The sequence below is a fragment of the Actinomyces israelii genome (assembly GCF_030253495.1).
Lineage (GTDB): Bacteria > Actinomycetota > Actinomycetes > Actinomycetales > Actinomycetaceae > Actinomyces > Actinomyces israelii.
In genome coordinates this window covers 3,131,167-3,149,783 of the sequence record NZ_CP124548.1, presented here as the reverse complement: position 1 = coordinate 3,149,783, position 18,617 = coordinate 3,131,167, and the positions used below count along the sequence as shown (strand labels likewise).

Genomic DNA, 18,617 nt, shown 5'->3' with positions numbered 1-18,617 from the left:
GGAGCGAGCCCCTCACGCGTAGCGGTCCACAATGGAGACCTCGGCCAGGCGCGACAGCCCGTCGCGCAGGGTGCGCGCCTGGCCCGCCCCCACGCCGTCGACGGCCTGGAGCTCCTCGACCGTCGCGCCGAGGATCGCCTGAAGCGAGCCCCAGGTGGCCACGATCGTGCGCGACGTCGCCAGCGGCAGGCGCGGGATCTTCGCCAGGATCCGCATCCCCCGCGGCGAGATCGAGGCGTCGAGCTCCTGGCCGTCGTCGCCCCCGATGCCCATGGAGCGGGCGACCATGGCCATGTCGAGCAGGGCGGGGGAGCCGACCCACTTGAGCCGGGCCTCGACGGTGGCCGCGTCCATCCCCTGCGGCAGGTAGTCGGTCAGGAGGAAGTCCCGCTCGGCCATCAGGCCGCGCGTGAGCTCCTCGAGCTGGAGGGCGAGCAGCCGCCCGTCGGTGCCGAGCTCGACGACGTAGCCGTCGATGTCCGAGGCGATGCGGCGCACCATCTCGAGCAGCTGGAGGACCGAGGTGACCTCGCGGACGGTGACGAGGTCCTCGATCTCGAGGGCGTCCAGACTGGCCGAGGTCTCGTTGAGGCGCGCCTTGTACCGCTCCAGGGTGGCCAGTGCCTGGTTGGCCCGGGCGAGGATCGCCTCGCTGGGCTCGATGACGTGGCGCCTGCCGTCGACGTACAGGGAGATGATCCGCATGGACTGGCTCACCGAGATGACCGGGTAGCCGGTCTGGCGGGCGACGCGCTCCGCGGTGCGATGGCGCATACCGGCCTCGGCGGTCTCGATGGAGGCGTGGGGGAGGAGCTGGACGTTGGCGCGCCGGATGCGCCCCGCGGTGCGGTCCACGACGACGGCGCCGTCCATCTTGGCCAGCTCGCGCAGCCGCGCCGCGGACAGCTCGACGTCGAGGTTGAAGCCTCCCGAGGAGATCGACTCCACCATCTCGTCGTAGCCCAGCACGATGATCGCGCCGGTGCGTCCGCGCAGAATGCGCTCCAGGCCGTCGCGCAGCACGGTTCCGGGCGCGACGAGCGCCAGGGTCTCGCGCAGCAGGTTGCCGGGCTTGCCGGTCGACTCAGTCATTCGTGTCTCCAGGCGGGGAATGGGTCTGGAGCACCGGTCGGTGCCCCGCGGCCAGGTGACCACATCGTATCGGTACACCTATAGCGTCGCTGTGAGGCGCATCGCGCCCGGGCCCGCCGCCCGCCGGTGCCGAAGTCGCCGGGCTCGCGGTTGGGGCCGCCGCGATCGCCGTCGTCGAGCCTCAGGAGCGGGGCAGGGCCGCTCCGACAGCCTCGCCCACGTGGCCCACCGGCAGCACCTGCACGCCGGCGACGGGGCGCAGCTCCCGGGAGCCCGCCAGGGGCACGATCGCCCGGTCGAACCCCAGGCGCGCCGCCTCCGCCAGGCGCCGCTGGATGCCGACCGTGGCCCGCACCTCTCCGGTCAGGCCGACCTCCCCGAAGGCGACCAGGCCTGCGGGGGTGGGCAGGTTGCGGGCCGCGCTGACCACGGCGAGGGCCACCGCCAGGTCCGTGGCGGGCTCGACCGCGCGGGCGCCCCCGACCGTGGAGACGTACACGTCCGCCCCGGAGGTGTCCACGCCCATGCGCGCCATCAGCACCGCCAGTGCCATGGCCACGCGCGAGTGGTCCACCCCCGAGGTGGTGCGCCGCGGGGACCCGGCGGCGCTGCCGGCCACGAGCGCCTGGACCTCGACCGGCATGGGCCGGCGCCCCTCCAGGGTGACCGTCGCGCAGGTGCCCGGCACCTCCGAGCGCGCCGCGGACAGGAACAGGCCCGAGGGGTCGGCCAGGCCCGCGATGCCCCGCTCGCCCAGGTCGAAGCAGCCGACCTCGTCGGTCGGGCCGTAGCGGTTCTTCACCGCGCGCAGCAGCCGCAGGCGGGCGTGGCGGTCCCCCTCGAACTGGCAGACGACGTCGACCAGGTGCTCGAGCACGCGCGGGCCTGCGATGCCGCCGTCCTTGGTGACGTGGCCGACCAGCATCACCGGGATGCCGCGCTCCTTGGCTACCGCGATCAGGGACCCGGCGACCGCCCGCACCTGCGTCACACCGCCGGCCGAGCCCTCGACCTGCGCCGAGGCAATGGTCTGCACCGAGTCGACCACGAGCAGCGAGGGGTCGGCCGCCTCCACGTGGCCGAGCAGCGTCCCCAGCTCGGTCTCCGCGGCCAGCAGCAGCGCCGGGTCGATGGCGTCAATGCGCTCGGCCCGCAGCCGCACCTGGCTCGCGGACTCCTCTCCGGTGACGTAGAGCACAGGACCGTCGCCCCGCTGCCGGGCCTCCCGAGCGGCCTTGGCGGCGACGTCGAGCAGGAGAGTGGACTTGCCCACTCCGGGCTCCCCGGCCAGCAGCACGACGGCGCCGGGCACGATCCCGCCGCCCAGCACCCGGTCCAGCTCGCCGACGCCGGTGGGGCGGGCTCGGGCCTCCTCGGCGCTGACCTCGCCGATGGGGCGGGCGGCGACGGCGGGCCGCATGGTCAGCGAGTGGGCCGCTGCCGGTCCGCTCGCGGCCGGGCCGGCGGGCCCGGCGGCCTCGGTGAACTCCTCGAGCGTGCCCCAGGCCCTGCACTCGCGGCACTGGCCGAGCCACTTGGGATTGCTCCAGCCGCACTCCGTGCAGACGTAGGACGTGCGCGCTCTGGTGCTTCTGGTGGGAACCATGGTCTCAGGCTAGCGAGCGCCGCCGGCCGGCCGATCTCGGCGCGGGCGGGGCCGCCTGCGAGTCATGGAGTCTGCCGACGCGACTGCCGACGCGGCGGGTTGCACATTCGTCTGCGATCCGAGCCGAGAAGAACCGCGGAATCATGCGGAGTCGCAGAGCCGGTCGCCAAGGATGAGACGCTCCCATGTGCGCAGACCCCCCTGGGTGCACGTGGGAGCGCGTCAACTCATCTTGACGATCCGTGAGGATCCGCAGAATCTCAACGAAATACCGCACCTGCCCCGCGAGGGACCCATTCTCCCATGTGCAGTTCGCTCATCCGGATGAGTGATTCTCCGGGGGGCAGCGGGGGCTGCGAGCCGGTCCGGTGTCCTGGGCCCGGGCGCCCAGGTGTCCGCCTGGAGCGCGAACGAACGTGAACGTACCTCCGTTGACGCTGGGGCCCGCCGCCCGACCCGGCCCGACCTGCGTGCTGTCGGAATCAGTTGCTGAGGAGCCAGGCGTGAGCCTGTTCTCGGCGGGTGCGTGACCGACGGCCGCGAGTTCAGCCGACTTGCGGTCCGTTCTGGCTGTAGGAAAGCTGCGTGCCCGCCTGAGGTGTCTGGTCGTAGGCGGGGACGCCGGGCTGCTGCGCCTGGCCGTAGGGGCTCACCAGGGGAGCCATGTCCTGGTTGTCCAGTCCGCCGGACGCCTGCTGGCGCTTCACAAGGGCTCCATCGATGAATCTGACCAGCGCCACCAGGAGGATGGTGGGAAGGGCGAGCAGGAGGTAGGGGATCCGCGCGCGGCCGGTGACGTTGGAGATGATCCATACGAAGATGCCGATGCCCAGCACGACCCCGATCACCACCGCGAGGACCATCATGAGGTAGTACGCGGAGGAGTGGGCCTTGTTCTCGGTCGTTATGGGCTACTCGCTTCATCGGTGTTCGCCGTGAGACCGGCGGTAGGGTGTCGGGGTGAGAGAGGGCTGGTGCGCGGCAGCGGGCCGTGCCGGCAGGGGACGTGCGGTCGAGTAGGCGAGGTCACGAAACCATCTCCCTGGGCGGAGTCCCGCCACGGCCTTCCGGCAGATGACAAGGGGTGTGCTCACAGTCGCCCGGTCCGCTCCCGAGCGCCGGCGCGACGCGGGTGGAGCCGCCCGTGGCTCACACGCTGCTCAGGACGGCGCGCGCGGTGGTCTCATCGGTGACCATGGCGGACAGGTAGCCGCCCCGCAGCGCAGCGCGGATGGCCACGACCTTGTCGGGGCCCGCGGCGACCCCGACGACCAGCGGGATCCCCTTGAGCCGGTCCGGGTCGAGGCACAGGGTGCGGTCGCACAGTGCGGTGTGCACGTGGCGTCCGTTCGCGTCGAGGTGGTGGCCGCACAGGTGCGCGACCACGCCGTGCTCGCGGCACTCGCGCACGACGTCGGGGGTCATCCAGCGGCGCAGCAGGGGGCTCACAGAGGTCCCGACCGTGCCCACGCCGGTCAGGGCGATGTCGCTGCGGGCGGCGAGCTCGAGGGTCGTGGCGACCTGGTCCTCCTTGCGCACGGCCCGGGCCAGGGCCAGGGAGTCGAAGACGAGCGGCACGGTCAGGGACCGGAAGCGTCCGCCGAGCCGCAGGGACAGGTTGCGGCACACGTCCGGCCCGTCCTCGGTGTTGAAGGACTCCCCGACGCTTCCGAGCATGGCCACGCAGGTCGATGAGGGCCAGCTGCGCTCGGGCATGTGGTGCACGACGGCGGCCACTCCCCGCCCGTTGGACACTGCGATCACGCTGCGCGGCCCGCAGTGCTCCAGCAGCAGGTCCGCGGCGCTGCGGGCGACGTCGGGCCCGACGTCGGCTCCATTGCCGGGCGTCACCTCGCTCACGCGCGCGGTCTTGAGGCCGTAGGCCGTCACGAGCTGCTCCTCCAGCGCCATGAGACGCTCGATGGGGTGCGCCACGGTGACGGTCACGATGCCGACCCGGCGCGCCTCGGTGAGCATGCGCGAGACCGTGGGGCGCGAGTAGCCCGTGCGGCGGGCGATGTCCGCCTGGCCAAGATCCTCCTCCCAGTACAGGCGGGAGACCTCAAGCAGCAGCGACGCGCGATTACGAGTCAGGTTGGCGCACATGTGTTCATTGTAGAGGATGAGCCTCGACTGTACCCCCAGTTTTCTTGGAAGAATCGAGGATTTCTCTTGGTTGAGCCAAGGTCACATTGGCACGGATGTGCGTTGGGGCGTTTCGGGGCCCGACGGCGCGCCCATACGTTGGATGCGTCGGGAGGCAGGTCCTCGGATCTGGGAGCCGCTCCCGGACAACTCGCAGAACGCTCGTTCAAAGGAGAACCCCCATGGGTATCGTCCGCACCATCCACGGCGACGTCGCCCCCACCACCCTCGGCGTCGTCAACGCTCACGACCACCTCATCCGCGTCGGCGCGGGTGAGGTCTACATCGACCCCGACCACCTCCTCATCGACGAGGACAAGGCGGCCCAGGAGGCCACCTACTTCGTCGAGGCCTCCAAGCGCTTCGCGCCGAGCGCCACCATCGTCGACATGTGCCCCGCCTCCTCGGGGCGCGGCGTCCTCAAGCTGCGCAGGGTCGTCGACCGCGTCCCCGGTCTCCAGGTCATCCAGGCCACCGGCTTCCACCAGCAGAAGGTCTACCTGGAGTGGCGCCAGTCCTGGGTCAACCAGTACACCGTCACCGAGATCGCCGACCTGCTCATCGCCGACGTCGTCGAGGGCGTCGATGCCAACGACTACATGGGCCCGCTCGTCAAGCGCACCGACATCAAGGCCGGCTGCATCAAGTGGGCCACCGCCTACGGCAGGATCACCAACTGGGAGGTCAAGACCGGCAAGGCCGTCGCCATCGCCTCCAAGGAGACCGGCGCCCCCATCAACACCCACGTCACCGCCGGCACCTGCGGCCCCGAGCAGGCCCGCTTCCTCATCGAGCAGGGCGTGGCACCGGAGAAGATCGCCATTGGCCACATCCAGCGCAACTGGGACCCGTGGATCCAGGAGCAGATCACCTCTCTCGGCGCCTACGTCGAGCTCGACGGCACCAACCGCATCAAGTACGTCCCCGACCACGCGCGCGTCAACCTCATCAAGGTCCTCGGCGAGAAGGGCTACGGCAAGCAGATCCTGCTGGGCACGGACTCGGGCAAGGCCTCCTACCAGAAGGTCTACGGGTCCGTCTCCGGCATCGACTACGACCCGGCCGTCTTCTGCCCGCGCCTGATCGACGACGAGGGCGTGGACCCGGACTACGTCCAGGACCTCCTGGTGAACAACGCGGCCACTTTCTTCGCCTTCGAGCCCCTCCAGGGCTGAGCGGAGGCGCGTCGAGATGGCACCCAAGCTGCAGATCGCACTGGACACCTTCGACCTGCCCAGCGCACTCGGGCCGCTGCAGAAGGCGGCCCCCCACGTGGACGTCATCGAGTGCGGCACCATCCTGGTGCTGTGCGAGGGCTACCACGCCGTGCGGGCCGTCCGCGCGCTGTTCCCGGACAAGCAGATCCTGGCCGACGTGCGCATCGCCGAGGCCGGCTCCAAGATCGCCCGGCTCGCCTTCGAGGCGGGCGCCGACCTCGTCTCCTGCGTCGCCGGGGCCTCCATGGCCACCATCGAGCAGGTCTGCAAGGTCGCCGACGAGTTCGGCGGCGAGGTGCAGGTCGAGCTGGCCGACGAGTGGTACGACGCCGATCGGGCCCGCGCCTGGCGCGCGGCCGGCGTCCAGCACGTCATCGTCAAGCGGTCCCGTGACCGTGAGGCGGCCGGCGACCTGTCCTGGAAGGCCGAGGACATGGACCGCGTCGATGAGCTCGCCGCCATGGGACTGACCGTCACCATCACCGGCGGGGTCTCCGCCGAGGACCTGCCGGCCTTCGCCGGGCGCCGCGTCGGCATCGTCATCGCCGGGCGCGCCATCGTGGAAGCCGACGACCCGGCCGCGGCGGCCAGGACGCTGCGCGAGACCCTCCACGAGGTCTGGTCATGAGCGCGGGTCGCACTGGCAGGAGCGACAGCCGCACCGACGAGCTGGCCGACGGCCTCAGCCTGGGCATCTACGAGAAGGCCCTGGTCGGCGGGAGCCTCGTCACCGCCGACGACTGGAGGACCTTCCTCGCCCAGGTGCCCGAGGCGGGATTCTCCTTCCTCGACATCTCCATCGACGAGTCGCCCCAGCGCGAGGCCCGTCTTGAGTGGGACGCCGCCGCCTGCCACCGGGTGCGCCACGCGGCCGACGCCGTCGGCGCCGGCATCGGCGGGATCTGTCTGTCCATCCACCGCAGGATCGCCCCGGGCTCGGCCGACCCCGCCGTGCGGCGGCGGGCGCGCGAGGTCATGGCCCGCGGCCTGCGGGTGTGCCACGACCTGGGCGCCCCGGTCCTCCAGGTCGCGGGGTACTACTGCTACTACGAGGACCCGAATCCCGACGCCGAGCGCTGGTACGGCGAGCTCCTGGCCGACGCAGTCCCCCTGGCCGCCCGCCTCGGCGTGGTCATGGGCATTGAGAACGTCGACGGAACCGACGTCACCTCGATCCGCAAGGCCATGGAGTTCGTGCGGGCCGTCGGCTCGCCCTACCTCCAGGTCTACCCCGACCTCGGCAATATCGCCGAGCAGGGGCTCGACCCCGCCGTCGAGCTGGAGGCCGGGAAGGGCCACATGGTCGCCATGCACGCCAAGGACGTGCGCCCCGGCGAGCCCCGCCGCGTTGCGATGGGCGCCGGCGTCGTCGACTGGGACCGCTCCTTCGGGCTGCTGGGGGCCCAGCACTGGGCGGGCCGCCTCATGATCGAGATGTGGAACGACGACGCGTCCGACTCGGTCGCCAGGTGTGTCACCGCCCGGGAGTTCATCGAGACCAGGGCGGCGGCGGCCGGGATCCCGGTCCTCGCCCCCTGAACCGCACACAAATCCACCACAAACCCCCACGGCGGGCCCGCGCGGGCCCGCCGCGAGACGGCCCCGCGGGGCCGCCAGAGTAAGGAATCGAACAATGACGTACGATCTGACAACCATCGGCGAGGGACAGATCCGGCTGACGTGCGAGCGCGGCGACCGGCTGGCCACCGCCCGCTCGCTTCGCATGACCGCCGCGGGCTCCGAGGCGAATGTCTCGGGCCTCCTGTCCGAGCTCGGCCGCTCCACGGCCTGGGCGACCAAGCTCCCCAAGGGCGAGCTGGCCGACCGCATCGCCCTGGAGTACTCGGCCGTCGGCGTGGACATGCGCCACGTGGTGCTCACCGATGAGGGCCGCGTGGCCCTCTACTTCCTGGAGCCGGGAGAGTTCCCGCTGCCCGGCAAGGTCACCTACGACCGCCAGTACACGCCCTTCCGCTCCATCACGCCCGAGGACTTCGACTGGGACTCCCTGCTCGACACCCGGGTCGTCTTCCTCACCGGCATCACGGCGGCCCTCACTCCCGAGACCGCCGCGGTGGTGCGCTACTTCGCCGACGCCGCGTGCGAGCGGGGCGTTGACGTCGCCCTCGACGTCAACTTCCGCTCCCTGCTGTGGAGCGGCGAGCAGGCCCGCAAGGTGCTGGAGCCCATTGCGCGGCGGGCGGCCATCCTGTTCTGCTCGCGCTCGGACGCCCGTATCGTCTTCGGCATCGAGGGCGAGGGCGTGGACGTGTGCCACAACCTGCGCGAGGAGATGGGTGCGCCCACGGTCGTGTCCACCGACGGGCGCGCGGGCACCTACCTGTCCACGGCGCGAACTGACCGCGTCTTCGAGATCAAGTCCGTCCCGGTCATCGACCGGCCCGGAGCCGGCGACTCCTTCGTCGCGGGCACGCTCCACGGGTGGCTCGACGGCGATGTCGAGCGCGGCATCGAGATGGGCACCAAGGTGGCCCAGCTCGCCCTGACCCACCACGGCGACCTCACGCACGTGCGCCCCGGCGAGCTCCTGGCTCTCCACGGCTCGGACATCGTGCGCTGACCCGCCCCGGTACTCCACCCCTCTTATCATTCACGATTGGTCCTCACATGAGTTCAGCAACATCGGTGCACGCAGCACCACAGGGGCGCACGGCCCCGGAGCAGATTGACAACCACCGCCTCACCGGGCACCAGAAGTCCCTCATCGGGATGGCCATTGTGGGCAACGTGTCGGAGTTCTTCGACCTGTTCCTCATCGGCTTCATTGTCAACCTGCTGCTCGAGGCCCCGGGCTGGAACCTCAGCGGCTTCCAGTCCGGCATCATCCTCGCCGGTGCGGGCCTGGGCACGGTTCTCGGCTCCATCACCTGGGGCCGGCTGGCCGACGTCTTCGGCCGCAAGCACGCCTTCATCTGGTGCATTGTCGTCCTCGTCGTCTTCACCGCCGCCTCCGCCTTCACCCCGGTCAACGGCTGGATCCTGCTGGCCATCCTGCGCACCGGTGTCGGCTTCGGTGTCGGCGGGCTCAACATCACCTCGGTGCCCTTCGTCCAGGAGTTCGTGCCCGCCAAGCAGCGCGGCCTCCTGGCGGGCCTCACGAGCGTCTTCATCCCCGCGGGCATCTTCCTCGGCGGTCTGGTCACCAAGTACCTCGGCGGTCCTCTGGGGTGGCGCGGCCTCATCGCCGTCGGCTGCGTGCCCATTGTGCTGCTGGCCTGGGCCCGCGTCATTCCCGAGTCCCCGCGCTTCCTCCAGTCCAAGGGGCGCGAGGAGGAGGCCAGGGCGGCCTACGCCTGGGCCATGGAGATTCCCGTGGAGCAGGTCGCCGACCTGCCCCCGATCCCGGAGAAGACCTCCGCGTCCTACTCGGTCATCTTCACCAAGTACCCCCGCCAGCTGCTCGTCGTGGCGCTGGGCTCCTTCTCCTTCATTATGGGTTCCTTCACCGTCCAGTCCTGGGGGCAGACGCTGCTCGGCCAGTCCTTCAAGTTCGGCGCCAGCACGGTTGCGACCCTGTTCATGTTCGTCTCGTTCGGCGACCTGCTCGGGCGCCTGGGGTCGGCCTGGATCTCTGACCGGATCGGACGGCGCTGGACTATGTTCGGCTGCGGCATGATCGGTGCCATCGGCGCCCTCATCGCAGCCTTCTCGACCCGGATGGTCCACGGGGACGAGATCGGCAGCGCCGGCTACGTGTTCTTCGCGGGCATCTTCATCGTCATGACCTTCGGCGACGGCGCCTTCGGCATCCTCAACGCCTTCGGCGGCGAGCAGTTCCCCACCGAGGCCCGCTCCACCGGCCTGGGGCTGGGCTACGGTATTGGTGCGATCGCCAAGGTCGTCGGGCCGTACTTCGTGGGGGCGCTCATTGGAAACAGCAAGCTGAGCGCCGAGGTGGTCTTCCTGCCCTTCATCGTCTTCGCGGTCCTGCTCTTCGCGGGCGGCATTATCTACCTCTTCGCCCGTGAGACGAAGGGGGCCTCCCTGGAGGACATCTGATCGGTCCCTCCTTCGCCGAGATCGGTTCACTTCCGCATCGAGATCGGTTCAGTCCGGACTCGGGACTATCGCTCGGCCCCGGAGCGCGCGCTCCGGGGCCGAGCCGTATTCTTGGGCAACGAGACTCCTTGTAGACCCCGTTGTAAGAGCGCGAGCACGGGCCGGGGAAGTCGTATGACCGCGGTACCCGTTGAAGCGGACGATGGGTCCTCCAGTCGCCGTATGGCCGTCCGGGACCGTGGCCGAGGAGCGCTCGAAACCGTTTTCTCGGGCGCCTTTTCGCGATGTTTCCGTTCGACGTATTCAAGATGTTCTGCGGTCATGGTCGTGGCAGGAGCTGATGTGCTTCCACGGTTCCTCGCCGCGGGTCGGAGAGGGCGAGGGAAAAGGAGGGGATGAAAGTGCGTGGAAGCGTCACTTTTCCGGGGTCCGTCGACGTCCGGCGGGCGCTTTGAACCGATCTCGAGCCGGAACTGAACCGATCTCGGCGAGGGAGGGGCGGGCTGAGGTCGTTGGCTGGGCGTATGCTGACCTCGCAACTTGGTGGCGTGCGTCAGGTTGGTCCGGCCACCAGGGCGATGCGGGCGGTGTATCAGAACTTGTACCTGGTCCGGCGCGCCGGAGCGCTTTAGCCTGCCCTCAGGTTGCGGCCCACCCGCTCCGCCCCCACCTCGTCATCCCATGGAGGTAGACGATGACTGACTCCTCGGCCTTCACCCCCGCGCAGGCCGCCGATCCCGGCACGAGCGCGCAGGACATGGCGCAGATTGCCGCCGAGCGCCCCGACCTGTGGCCGTCTCTGGCGGCCAACCCGTCTCTTTACCCGGACCTGCGGCAGTGGCTCCGACAGGTCGGAGGCCCGGATGTCCAAGTGGCCCTGACGGCGTCGGAGCAGCAGACCGCCTCGATGTACGCCGCGCAGCTCGAGAACCGGCAGACGGGGGAGGCCGCCCTGCCTCCTCCGCTCGTCGGAGGAGGCAGCGGAGCCATGCCGCTGTCCGCGCCGTCAGTGCCGTCAGTGCCGTCGGTGCCGTCGGCCGCCTACAGCGCCGCCCCGCTGTCCGCGCCGTCGGCCGCCTACAGCGCCGCCCCGCTGTCCGCGCCGTCGGCCGCCTACAGCGCCGCCCCGCTCGCGCCCGTCCCACCGACAGGCACCAAGAGCTCCAACACGGCTGCCGTAGTGGGCATTGTGATTTTCTTCTCCGTTATCGTCCTGGCCATTGGAAGCGTTGTATTAGCCACCTATAGCAGACAGTCGTCCGACTCCGGGACCAGCACTCTGCAAACATCATGTAGAAGTGGGGACATGGCCGACTGCGATAGCCTCTACTACGCCGCCAGGTCCGGGAGCTCGGAAGAGTCCTTCGGCAGGAGCTGCGGAGGACGCGATCACTCCATGACCCACGGGGGCGACTGCAGGTCGACCTACGGTTCCCGCTACTCCTCGCCCAGCCCCACGCCCTACTCGACCTACAGTTCGTCGAACAGCGGCCTGAGGGACTCGTGCTCCAAGGGCGACATGGGCGACTGCGACAGCCTCTACTACCTGTCCCCCTCCGGGAGCTCGGAAGAGTCCTTCGGCAAGAGCTGCGGAGGACGCGACTACTCCATGACCCACGGGGGCTCCTGCAGGTCAACCTACGGCTCCCGCTACTGACGGCGGCGCCGGTCCGCCTCAGTCGCCGGCGGCGGTCCCGGCTCGCCCCGGCTACCGGTGCCGGCGGCTCGGCCGGTCCTCAGTGCTGGTCGTGCTGGCCGTGCTGGCCGTGCTGGCCGTAGACGTTCTGGTAGCGGTCGTTGAGCCGGTCGACCAGGTCCTGGTCGATCAGCGTGATCTCGCCGCCGGCGCGGGCGATGTGGACGGTGCGGGCGACCTCCTCGCACATGACGGCGGCCTTGACGGCGGCGCGGGCGTCGCGCCCAATGGTGAAGGGCCCGTGGTTGGCCATGAGCACGGCCGGTGACTTCGAGCCGGACAGGGTCTCCACAATGCCGCGCCCGATGGAGTCATCGCCGATGAGGGCGAAAGGCCCCACGGGGATGGGCCCCCCGAACTCGTCGCCCATCATGGTCAGGGCGCAGGGGATGGGCTCGCGGCGCGCCGCCCAGGCGGTGGCGTAGGTGGAGTGGGTGTGGACGACGCCGCCGACCTGCTCCATGTGCCGGTAGACGTAGGCGTGGGCGGCGGTGTCCGACGACGGCGCGAGCGACGCCGGCGTGCCGTCGTTGATCTTGGCACCGTCCAGGGTGCACACCACCATGGTCTCGGCGGTCAGCTCGTCGTAGGAGACGCCCGAGGGCTTGATGACGAACAGATCGGTCTTGACGGTCTCGCCGTCGCGGGTCAGGACGACGCGCTCGGAGACATTGCCGGCGGTCCACACCACCAGGCCCCAGCGGGGCAGCTCGGCGTGCAGCGCCGCCACCTTCTCGCGGGTCGCGGCCACCGCCCCGCGCACCTCGGCATCCAGCTCGGACAGGACAATCGGCTTGGGCGACTCAGGCAATTCAGACACCATCCTCTTTCATTCTTCACTGGTCGTGCCCGCCGGGCGGGCTCGACTGATACGCCTACTGTGCCGGTCCCGGCGCCCCGTCGCATCGGCCGTGGTGAACCGACGTGCGTCTCGGCATTGCGGCAGCGCGGCGGATGCGGCCGGACCGCCCCGAGGCGGCGCCGTCAAGTATAGATGTGAGCGTTCACATGAACGGCTGCTCACCGGTAGCATCGCCAATGAGCGCCATCGTCGTACGCCCGGCAGCCGCTGACCGGGGCGCGGGCGCATCGCCCCGCCGACCAATGGAGCATGATTCGGATGACCACCTCTGCCGAGACCCCCGCGACCACTGAGACCCCCGCGGCCCCGCCCGCCGCAATCGCCCCGGACCCGGGCCGGACCGCCCTCGGCATCGAGCTCGGCTCCACGCGCATCAAGGCCGTCCTGATCGACCGGTCGCACGCCGTCATCGCCTCCGGCGGCTTCGAGTGGGCTAACGAGCTCGTGGACGGGGTGTGGACCTACGCCATTGACGACGTCGTCGCGGGCCTGCAGGCCGCCTACGCCGAGCTTGCCCGGGACTACCGCGACCGGTACTGCGCCGTGCTCACCGCCGTCGGCGCCATCGGCATCTCCGGCATGATGCACGGGTACCTCCCCCTGGACGCCGACGGCGAGCTCCTCACCCCCTTCCGCACCTGGCGCAACACCTTCACCCAGGAGTCCGCGGCCGCCCTGTCCGGGCTCTTCGGCCTCAACATCCCCCAGCGCTGGTCCATCGCCCACCTCCACCACGCCATCGCCCGCGGCGAGGAGCACGTGGCGCGCATCGCCCGCATCACCACGCTCGCCGGATACGTCCACCACCGCCTGACCGGCCGCCACGTCCTGGGCGCAGGGGAGGCCTCGGGCGTCTTCCCGATCGGGCCCGACGGCCGCTCCTTCGACGCCGAGATGATCGCGGCCTTCGACCGGCGCGTGGACGCGCCCTGGTCCCTGGCCGACATCCTGCCGCGGGTCGCCGTGGCCGGCCAGGACGCCGGGACGCTGACCGCCGACGGCGCCCTCCTGCTCGATCCCACCGGCGCGCTGCGTCCCGGGACGCCGCTGTGCCCGCCCGAGGGCGACGCCGGCACCGGCATGGTCGCCACCAACTCGGTGCGCCCGCGCACCGGCAGCGTCTCGGCCGGCACCAGCGCCTTCGCCATGATCGTCCTGGAGCGGCCGCTGCGGACCATGGTGGAGCAGATCGACCTGGTGGCCACGCCGTCGGGGGCGCCGGTGGCCATGGTCCACTCCAACAACTGCACGAGCGACCTCAACGCCTGGGTGGGGGTCTTCGGCCAGTTCGCCGCAGCCATCGGCGCCCCGGTGGAGCGGGGCAGGCTGTTCGAGGTCCTGCTGGGCGCCGCGGCCGACGCCGGTGCGTCCGGCGGGACCGGCACGGCCAGCACGGATAGCACGGACAGTCCCGGGGTGCTGGCCTTCAACTTCCTGTCCGGCGAGCACCTGGTGGGCCTGGCCGAGGGGCGGCCCCTGGTGATGCGGCGCCCCGAGGGGACCCTGTCGCTGGCGACCCTCATGCGCGCGCACCTGTTCGCGGCCTTCGCCTCCATGGCCCACGGCCTGAGGGTGCTGCGGGCCGGCGCGGAGGCGCCGATCGACTCCATGTTCGCCCACGGGGGCATCTTCACCACTCCCGAGATCCCCCAGCGGGTCCTGGCCGCCGCCTTCGACACGCCCGTGTCGGTGGGCGCCACCGCCTCCCAGGGCGGGGCGTGGGGCATGGCCCTGCTCGCCGGCTACAGGCTGTGGGCGGCCGGCCCCGGCGGCCCGGCACTGGAGGACTACCTCGCCGACGTCGTCTTCCGCGACATGGAGGTCACCACGGTCACGCCCGAGCCCGGGCAGGTCGAGGAGTACGCCCGCTACCTGGCGGCCTTCACGCGGACCCTGCCCGTCCAGGCCGCGGCGGCCGAGCTCTTCTGACGGCGGCGGGGCGGCGACGGGCCGACGACGCGAGCAGTGACAGTTGCCACGAAACAACGGGCTTTGACGGGGCTTGCCCTTTAGATGAGGTTTCCCTTAGGTTTTTAGGCGAGTCAATCCTCACCTAAATGGCGAGTCAATCCTCACCTAAATAAGGAAGACATGTCTCGCAAGATCTCCCGCCGTCACAGCATGGTCCTTGTCACCGCAGTCGGGCTCGCTCTGGGCGCCTGCGGCAGGCCCGCCGACAACAGCTCGACGGGCTCCGGCGACTCCGCCTCGCAGGGCTCCACGGTCACCATTGAGGACAACCGCGGCACCGTCGATATCACCCTGCCCGTCCAGCGCGCCGCCTCCGCCGACAACCGCACCTTCGAGGTCCTGGCGCAGTGGGAGGTGCCGCTGGTCGCCGTTCCCAAGGGCCTCATGCCCTCGACCGTGACCGCTTACAGCGGCGATGACGTCGTCGACCTGAAGAACCACAAGGAGCCCGACCTGGAGAAGCTTGTTGCGGCCAGTCCCGACCTCATTATCTCCGGCCAGCGCTTCTCCCAGTACGACGACCAGATGGCCGAGCTGAACCCGGGCGTCCCGCTGCTCGACCTCGAGCCGCGCGAGGGGCAGCCCCTCGACTCCGAGCTCAGCCGCCAGGTCACCGCACTGGGTCAGGTCTTCGGCAAGGAGAGTGAGGCCGACCAGCTCGTCTCCGACTTCAATGGCGCCCTGGAGCGGGCCAAGAACGCCTACGACGGCAGCTCCAAGGTCATGGCCGTCGACGTCTCCGGCGGCAAGATCGGCTACGTCGCGCCGAAGATCGGGCGCACCTGGGGGCCGCTGTACGACCTGCTCGGCCTCACGCCCGCCCTGGATGATGTCGAGGGCACGGACAACCACAAGGGCGACGACATCTCGGTGGAGAAGATCGCCGACTCCAGCCCCGAGTGGATCCTGGTCCTCGACCGCGATGGCGCTATCAGCGCCGACAAGGACGACTACACGCCCGCCGAGGACGTCATCGCGGGCAACAGCGCCCTCCAGAACGTCCCCGCCGTGACCAAGGGACAGGTCATCTACGCCCCCAAGGACACCTACACCAACGAGTCGATCATCACCTACACGGAGATCCTCAACTCGATGGCCGACGCCTTCGAGGCCGCCAAGTCCAAGGGCTGACCCGCAGACGTGCGCTCCCGCCGTCCTGCGCGGCTCCGAGGCCCTGCAGGACGGCCGACCCCATGACTGAGATCCAGAAAGAAAGCCCCACGACGCCGCCCGCCACCTGCACCCGCGGCCCACTGCTCACCGGCGGGCTGCTCGCGGGGCTGGCGATCGTCGCAGCCCTGCTCGTCGTGAGCCTCCTCACCGGCGAGTACTCCATCTTCTCCCGCAGCGACGGCGGCGAGATGTTCCTCAACGTCCGCGTGCCGCGCACCATCGCCCTGGTCCTGGCGGGCGCCGCCATGTCCATGTCCGGCCTCGTCATGCAGCTCATCACCCAGAACCGCTTCGTGGAGCCCACCACCACCGGAACCACCGAGTGGGCGGGGCTCGGGCTGCTCCTGGTCATGGCCGTCGCCCCGCGGGCCAGCGTGCTCATGCGCATGGTCGGCGCCGTCGTCATGGCCTTCGCAGGAACCATGGTCTTCTTCCTGTTCCTGCGGCGCGTCTCGCTGCGCTCCTCCCTGCTGGTGCCCATCGTCGGCATCATGCTCGGCTCCGTGGTCAGCGCCCTGTCGACCTTCTTCGCCCTCAAGACCAATATGCTCCAGTCGCTGGGCGTGTGGTTCCAGGGCAGCTTCACCTCGGTCTACCGGGGCCAGTACGAGGTCCTGTGGCTCGTGCTGCTGGTGGCCGCCGCCGTCTTCCACTACGCGGACCGGCTCACGGCGGCCGGCCTGGGCCAGGACATCGCCACGAACATCGGGGTCGACTACCGGCGCACCGTCCTGGTCGGGACGGGCCTGATCGCCCTGGCCACCGGCATTGTCACCGTCGTCGTCGGGTCGCTGCCGTTCCTCGGCCTCATCGTCCCCAACCTGGTCTCCATGCGGCGCGGGGACGACCTGCGCTCCAACCTGCCGTGGGTCTGCCTGGTGGGGATCGGCCTGGTCACCGCCTGCGACCTGCTCGCCCGCACGATCATCTCCCCCTTCGAGATCCCCGTCTCGGTGGTGCTGGGCATTGTCGGCGCGGCCGTGTTCGTCGCCCTCATTATCCGCCGGCTCGGGAGGTCGTCATGAGCGCGCAGACCGTGCGCCGCTCCGGCGCCTTTCCGAGCGCCCGCGCCCGGCGCCGGTGGTGGATCACCTACCTGGGCCTGACGGCGCTGGCCCTCCTGCTCGCCGCCGGGCTGCTCATCTGGAAGAACCCCGCCCCGCTGGGCACGCGCAGCTTCTGGCTCATCGCCCACCGCCGCATGTACGCCCTCATCGCCATGGGGGTCGTGGCGGTGTGCCAGGCCATGGCCACGGTCGCCTTCCAGACGGTGACCGGCAACCGCATTATCACCCCGTCCATTATGGGATTCGAGTCCCTGTACCGGGCCATCCACACCTCCACCGTGTTCTTCTTCGGCGTCGCCGGGCTCAACGCGGCCCGCAACCTGCAGATGTTCGTCATCCAGCTGGTGCTCATGATCGGGCTGTCGCTGCTGCTGTACTCCTGGCTGCTGACCGAGCGCGCGGGCAGCATGCACGCCATGCTGCTCATCGGGATCATTATCGGCGCGGGGCTGGGCAGCGTCTCGACCTTCATGCAGCGCATGCTGACCCCCAGCGAGTTCGACGTCCTCACCGCCCGCCTGTTCGGCTCGGTGAACAACGCGGACTCCGAGTACTACCCGGTGGCGCTGCCACTGGTGCTTATCGCCTCCGCGGCGCTGCTCGTCGCCTCCCGCAGGCTCAACGTCCTGTCGCTGGGGAGGGACACGACGACGAGCCTGGGGCTGAGTCACACGCGGACCTCGATCGCGGTGCTGGTGCTCGTGTCGGTGCTCATGGCGACGTCGACCGCGCTGGTGGGGCCCATGACCTTTCTCGGGTTCCTCGTCGCGACTCTGACCTACCAGCTGTGCGGCACCTACGACCACCGCTACATCCTGCCCATGGCGGTCAGTCTCGCCCTGCTCGTGCTCACCGGGGCCTACTTCCTCATGTACCACGTCTTCGACGCCCAGGGCGTCGTCTCGATCATTATCGAGCTGGTGGGCGGCTGCGCGTTCCTCGTCGTCATTCTCAGAAAGGGGCGGCTGTGATCGAGCTGCGTCGGGTCACCAAGGTCTACAGCTCGGAGGTCTCCATCGGCCCCGTCGAGCTGGACATCCCCGCCGGCGGGGTGACTGCGCTCATCGGCCCCAACGGGGCGGGCAAGTCCACGCTGCTCATGATGATCGGCAGGCTGCTCGGCATCAGCGAGGGCACGATCCGCGTGGCCGAGATGGACGTGGCCTCGACCAGGTCCGCGGACCTGGCCAAGGTGCTGTCGATCCTGCGGCAGGAGAACCACTTCATCACCCGGCTCACCGTGCGCCAGCTCATCGGCTTCGGCCGCTTCCCCTACTCCCGGGGGAGGCTGACCTCCGAGGACGAGGAGATCATCTCCCGATACGTGGACTTCCTCGGGCTCGGCGAGCTCGAGGGGCGCCACCTGGACGAGCTCTCGGGCGGTCAGCGCCAGCGCGCATACGTGGCCATGGTCCTGTGCCAGGAGACGGACTACGTCCTGCTCGACGAGCCCCTCAACAACCTGGACATCGCCCACTCGGTGGAGATGATGAACCACGTCGAGCGCGCCGCCCGGGAGTTCGGGCGCACGGTGATCATCGTCCTGCACGACATCAATGTCGCGGCCCGCTACGCCGACCGGATCTGCGCCGTCAAGGACGGCCGGATCGTCGAGTTCGGCACCCCGGCCGAGATCATGCGCGGCGAGATCCTCAGCTCCATCTTCGGCACCGACATCGAGGTCATCGAGGGGCCCAAGGGCCTCATCGCCTGCTTCTGAAGAGGACTGGCCGGCACGGCGTGACGCACTCGCCCCGCTCGACGACGG

The 18,617-nt window shown here is 70.0% G+C and carries 16 protein-coding genes; 11 read left to right on the top strand and 5 right to left on the bottom strand.

Annotated elements, in window-relative coordinates:
- Nucleotides 1-12: 12 nt before the first annotated feature.
- The 4 genes from disA to AIF0345_RS13180 all read right to left on the bottom strand — a co-directional run bounded on the left by disA (nt 13) and on the right by AIF0345_RS13180 (nt 4,804).
- Nucleotides 13-1,092, bottom strand: a complete 1,080-nt coding sequence (gene disA / locus AIF0345_RS13195; protein ID WP_043558906.1) for a DNA integrity scanning diadenylate cyclase DisA — start codon at nt 1,090-1,092, stop codon at nt 13-15.
- A gap of 181 nt (nt 1,093-1,273) precedes the next feature.
- Nucleotides 1,274-2,698 carry a DNA repair protein RadA gene (gene radA, locus AIF0345_RS13190; RefSeq protein ID WP_268916486.1) on the bottom strand — a complete coding sequence of 475 codons (1,425 nt, stop codon included), beginning with the start codon at nt 2,696-2,698 and terminating at the stop codon, nt 1,274-1,276.
- A 545-nt stretch (nt 2,699-3,243) separates the two neighbouring features.
- Nucleotides 3,244-3,564: a hypothetical protein gene (locus tag AIF0345_RS13185; RefSeq protein WP_268916485.1), complete on the bottom strand. Its 321-nt coding sequence runs from the start codon at nt 3,562-3,564 to the stop codon at nt 3,244-3,246.
- A 283-nt stretch (nt 3,565-3,847) separates the two neighbouring features.
- A complete protein-coding gene (locus AIF0345_RS13180; RefSeq protein WP_052374519.1) occupies nt 3,848-4,804 on the bottom strand; it encodes a sugar-binding transcriptional regulator in 957 nt (318 codons plus the stop codon).
- 221 nt (nt 4,805-5,025) lie between these two features.
- Between AIF0345_RS13180 and AIF0345_RS13175 the strand changes: the two genes are divergently transcribed.
- The 6 genes from AIF0345_RS13175 (at nt 5,026) to AIF0345_RS13150 (ending at nt 11,737) form a co-directional block, all read left to right on the top strand.
- Nucleotides 5,026-6,018, top strand: a complete 993-nt coding sequence (locus AIF0345_RS13175) for a phosphotriesterase family protein (protein ID WP_268916484.1) — start codon at nt 5,026-5,028, stop codon at nt 6,016-6,018.
- A 16-nt stretch (nt 6,019-6,034) separates the two neighbouring features.
- Entirely contained in the window at nt 6,035-6,688 is a 654-nt protein-coding gene (locus tag AIF0345_RS13170) for a 3-dehydro-L-gulonate-6-phosphate decarboxylase (RefSeq protein WP_043558895.1), read from the top strand.
- On the top strand, nt 6,685-7,599 hold the full coding sequence (locus AIF0345_RS13165) for an L-ribulose-5-phosphate 3-epimerase (protein WP_285296401.1): 915 nt from the start codon (nt 6,685-6,687) through the stop codon (nt 7,597-7,599). The genes AIF0345_RS13170 and AIF0345_RS13165 overlap by 4 nt, the downstream gene beginning before the upstream one ends.
- 94 nt (nt 7,600-7,693) lie before the next feature.
- On the top strand, nt 7,694-8,641 hold the full coding sequence (locus tag AIF0345_RS13160) for a sugar kinase (protein ID WP_043558893.1): 948 nt from the start codon (nt 7,694-7,696) through the stop codon (nt 8,639-8,641).
- A gap of 47 nt (nt 8,642-8,688) precedes the next feature.
- Entirely contained in the window at nt 8,689-10,080 is a 1,392-nt protein-coding gene (locus AIF0345_RS13155; RefSeq protein WP_052374515.1) for an MFS transporter, read from the top strand.
- 694 nt (nt 10,081-10,774) lie between these two features.
- The gene (locus AIF0345_RS13150; protein WP_285296400.1) at nt 10,775-11,737 is read left to right on the top strand and encodes a variant leucine-rich repeat-containing protein; all 963 of its coding nucleotides are present in this window, start codon (nt 10,775-10,777) and stop codon (nt 11,735-11,737) included.
- 79 nt (nt 11,738-11,816) lie between these two features.
- On the opposite strand, the gene AIF0345_RS13145 is transcribed toward AIF0345_RS13150, so the two are convergent.
- Nucleotides 11,817-12,599, bottom strand: coding sequence for an L-ribulose-5-phosphate 4-epimerase (locus tag AIF0345_RS13145; protein WP_404975937.1), 783 nt, complete (start codon nt 12,597-12,599; stop codon nt 11,817-11,819).
- A 297-nt stretch (nt 12,600-12,896) separates the two neighbouring features.
- Here AIF0345_RS13145 and AIF0345_RS13140 point away from each other — a divergent pair, with 297 nt between their 5' ends.
- From AIF0345_RS13140 to AIF0345_RS13120, 5 genes are all read left to right on the top strand, one after another.
- Nucleotides 12,897-14,567: a xylulokinase gene (locus AIF0345_RS13140; RefSeq protein WP_268916480.1), complete on the top strand. Its 1,671-nt coding sequence runs from the start codon at nt 12,897-12,899 to the stop codon at nt 14,565-14,567.
- A 162-nt stretch (nt 14,568-14,729) separates the two neighbouring features.
- Complete coding sequence (locus tag AIF0345_RS13135; RefSeq protein WP_285296398.1) at nt 14,730-15,740, top strand: siderophore ABC transporter substrate-binding protein; 1,011 nt, start codon at nt 14,730-14,732, stop codon at nt 15,738-15,740.
- A 62-nt stretch (nt 15,741-15,802) separates the two neighbouring features.
- A complete protein-coding gene (locus AIF0345_RS13130; RefSeq protein WP_268916478.1) occupies nt 15,803-16,807 on the top strand; it encodes an ABC transporter permease in 1,005 nt (334 codons plus the stop codon).
- Nucleotides 16,804-17,820, top strand: a complete 1,017-nt coding sequence (locus tag AIF0345_RS13125; protein WP_043558878.1) for an iron chelate uptake ABC transporter family permease subunit — start codon at nt 16,804-16,806, stop codon at nt 17,818-17,820. The genes AIF0345_RS13130 and AIF0345_RS13125 overlap by 4 nt, the downstream gene beginning before the upstream one ends.
- Nucleotides 17,817-18,569 carry an iron ABC transporter ATP-binding protein gene (locus AIF0345_RS13120; protein ID WP_043558875.1) on the top strand — a complete coding sequence of 251 codons (753 nt, stop codon included), beginning with the start codon at nt 17,817-17,819 and terminating at the stop codon, nt 18,567-18,569. Before AIF0345_RS13125 ends, AIF0345_RS13120 begins: the two co-directional genes overlap by 4 nt.
- Nucleotides 18,570-18,617: the final 48 nt, after the last annotated feature.

Excerpts from the sequence above, each read along its gene's own strand:
- disA (WP_043558906.1), bottom strand. The coding sequence starts at position 1,092 with ATGACTGAGTCGACCGGCAAGCCCGGCAACCTGCTGCGCGAGACCCTG.
- radA (WP_268916486.1), bottom strand. The coding sequence starts at position 2,698 with ATGGTTCCCACCAGAAGCACCAGAGCGCGCACGTCCTACGTCTGCACG.
- AIF0345_RS13185 (WP_268916485.1), bottom strand. The coding sequence starts at position 3,564 with ATGATGGTCCTCGCGGTGGTGATCGGGGTCGTGCTGGGCATCGGCATC.
- AIF0345_RS13180 (WP_052374519.1), bottom strand. The coding sequence starts at position 4,804 with ATGTGCGCCAACCTGACTCGTAATCGCGCGTCGCTGCTGCTTGAGGTC.
- AIF0345_RS13175 (WP_268916484.1), top strand. The coding sequence starts at position 5,026 with ATGGGTATCGTCCGCACCATCCACGGCGACGTCGCCCCCACCACCCTC.
- AIF0345_RS13170 (WP_043558895.1), top strand. The coding sequence starts at position 6,035 with ATGGCACCCAAGCTGCAGATCGCACTGGACACCTTCGACCTGCCCAGC.
- AIF0345_RS13165 (WP_285296401.1), top strand. The coding sequence starts at position 6,685 with ATGAGCGCGGGTCGCACTGGCAGGAGCGACAGCCGCACCGACGAGCTG.
- AIF0345_RS13160 (WP_043558893.1), top strand. The coding sequence starts at position 7,694 with ATGACGTACGATCTGACAACCATCGGCGAGGGACAGATCCGGCTGACG.
- AIF0345_RS13155 (WP_052374515.1), top strand. The coding sequence starts at position 8,689 with ATGAGTTCAGCAACATCGGTGCACGCAGCACCACAGGGGCGCACGGCC.
- AIF0345_RS13150 (WP_285296400.1), top strand. The coding sequence starts at position 10,775 with ATGACTGACTCCTCGGCCTTCACCCCCGCGCAGGCCGCCGATCCCGGC.
- AIF0345_RS13145 (WP_404975937.1), bottom strand. The coding sequence starts at position 12,599 with ATGGTGTCTGAATTGCCTGAGTCGCCCAAGCCGATTGTCCTGTCCGAG.
- AIF0345_RS13140 (WP_268916480.1), top strand. The coding sequence starts at position 12,897 with ATGACCACCTCTGCCGAGACCCCCGCGACCACTGAGACCCCCGCGGCC.
- AIF0345_RS13135 (WP_285296398.1), top strand. The coding sequence starts at position 14,730 with ATGTCTCGCAAGATCTCCCGCCGTCACAGCATGGTCCTTGTCACCGCA.
- AIF0345_RS13130 (WP_268916478.1), top strand. The coding sequence starts at position 15,803 with ATGACTGAGATCCAGAAAGAAAGCCCCACGACGCCGCCCGCCACCTGC.
- AIF0345_RS13125 (WP_043558878.1), top strand. The coding sequence starts at position 16,804 with ATGAGCGCGCAGACCGTGCGCCGCTCCGGCGCCTTTCCGAGCGCCCGC.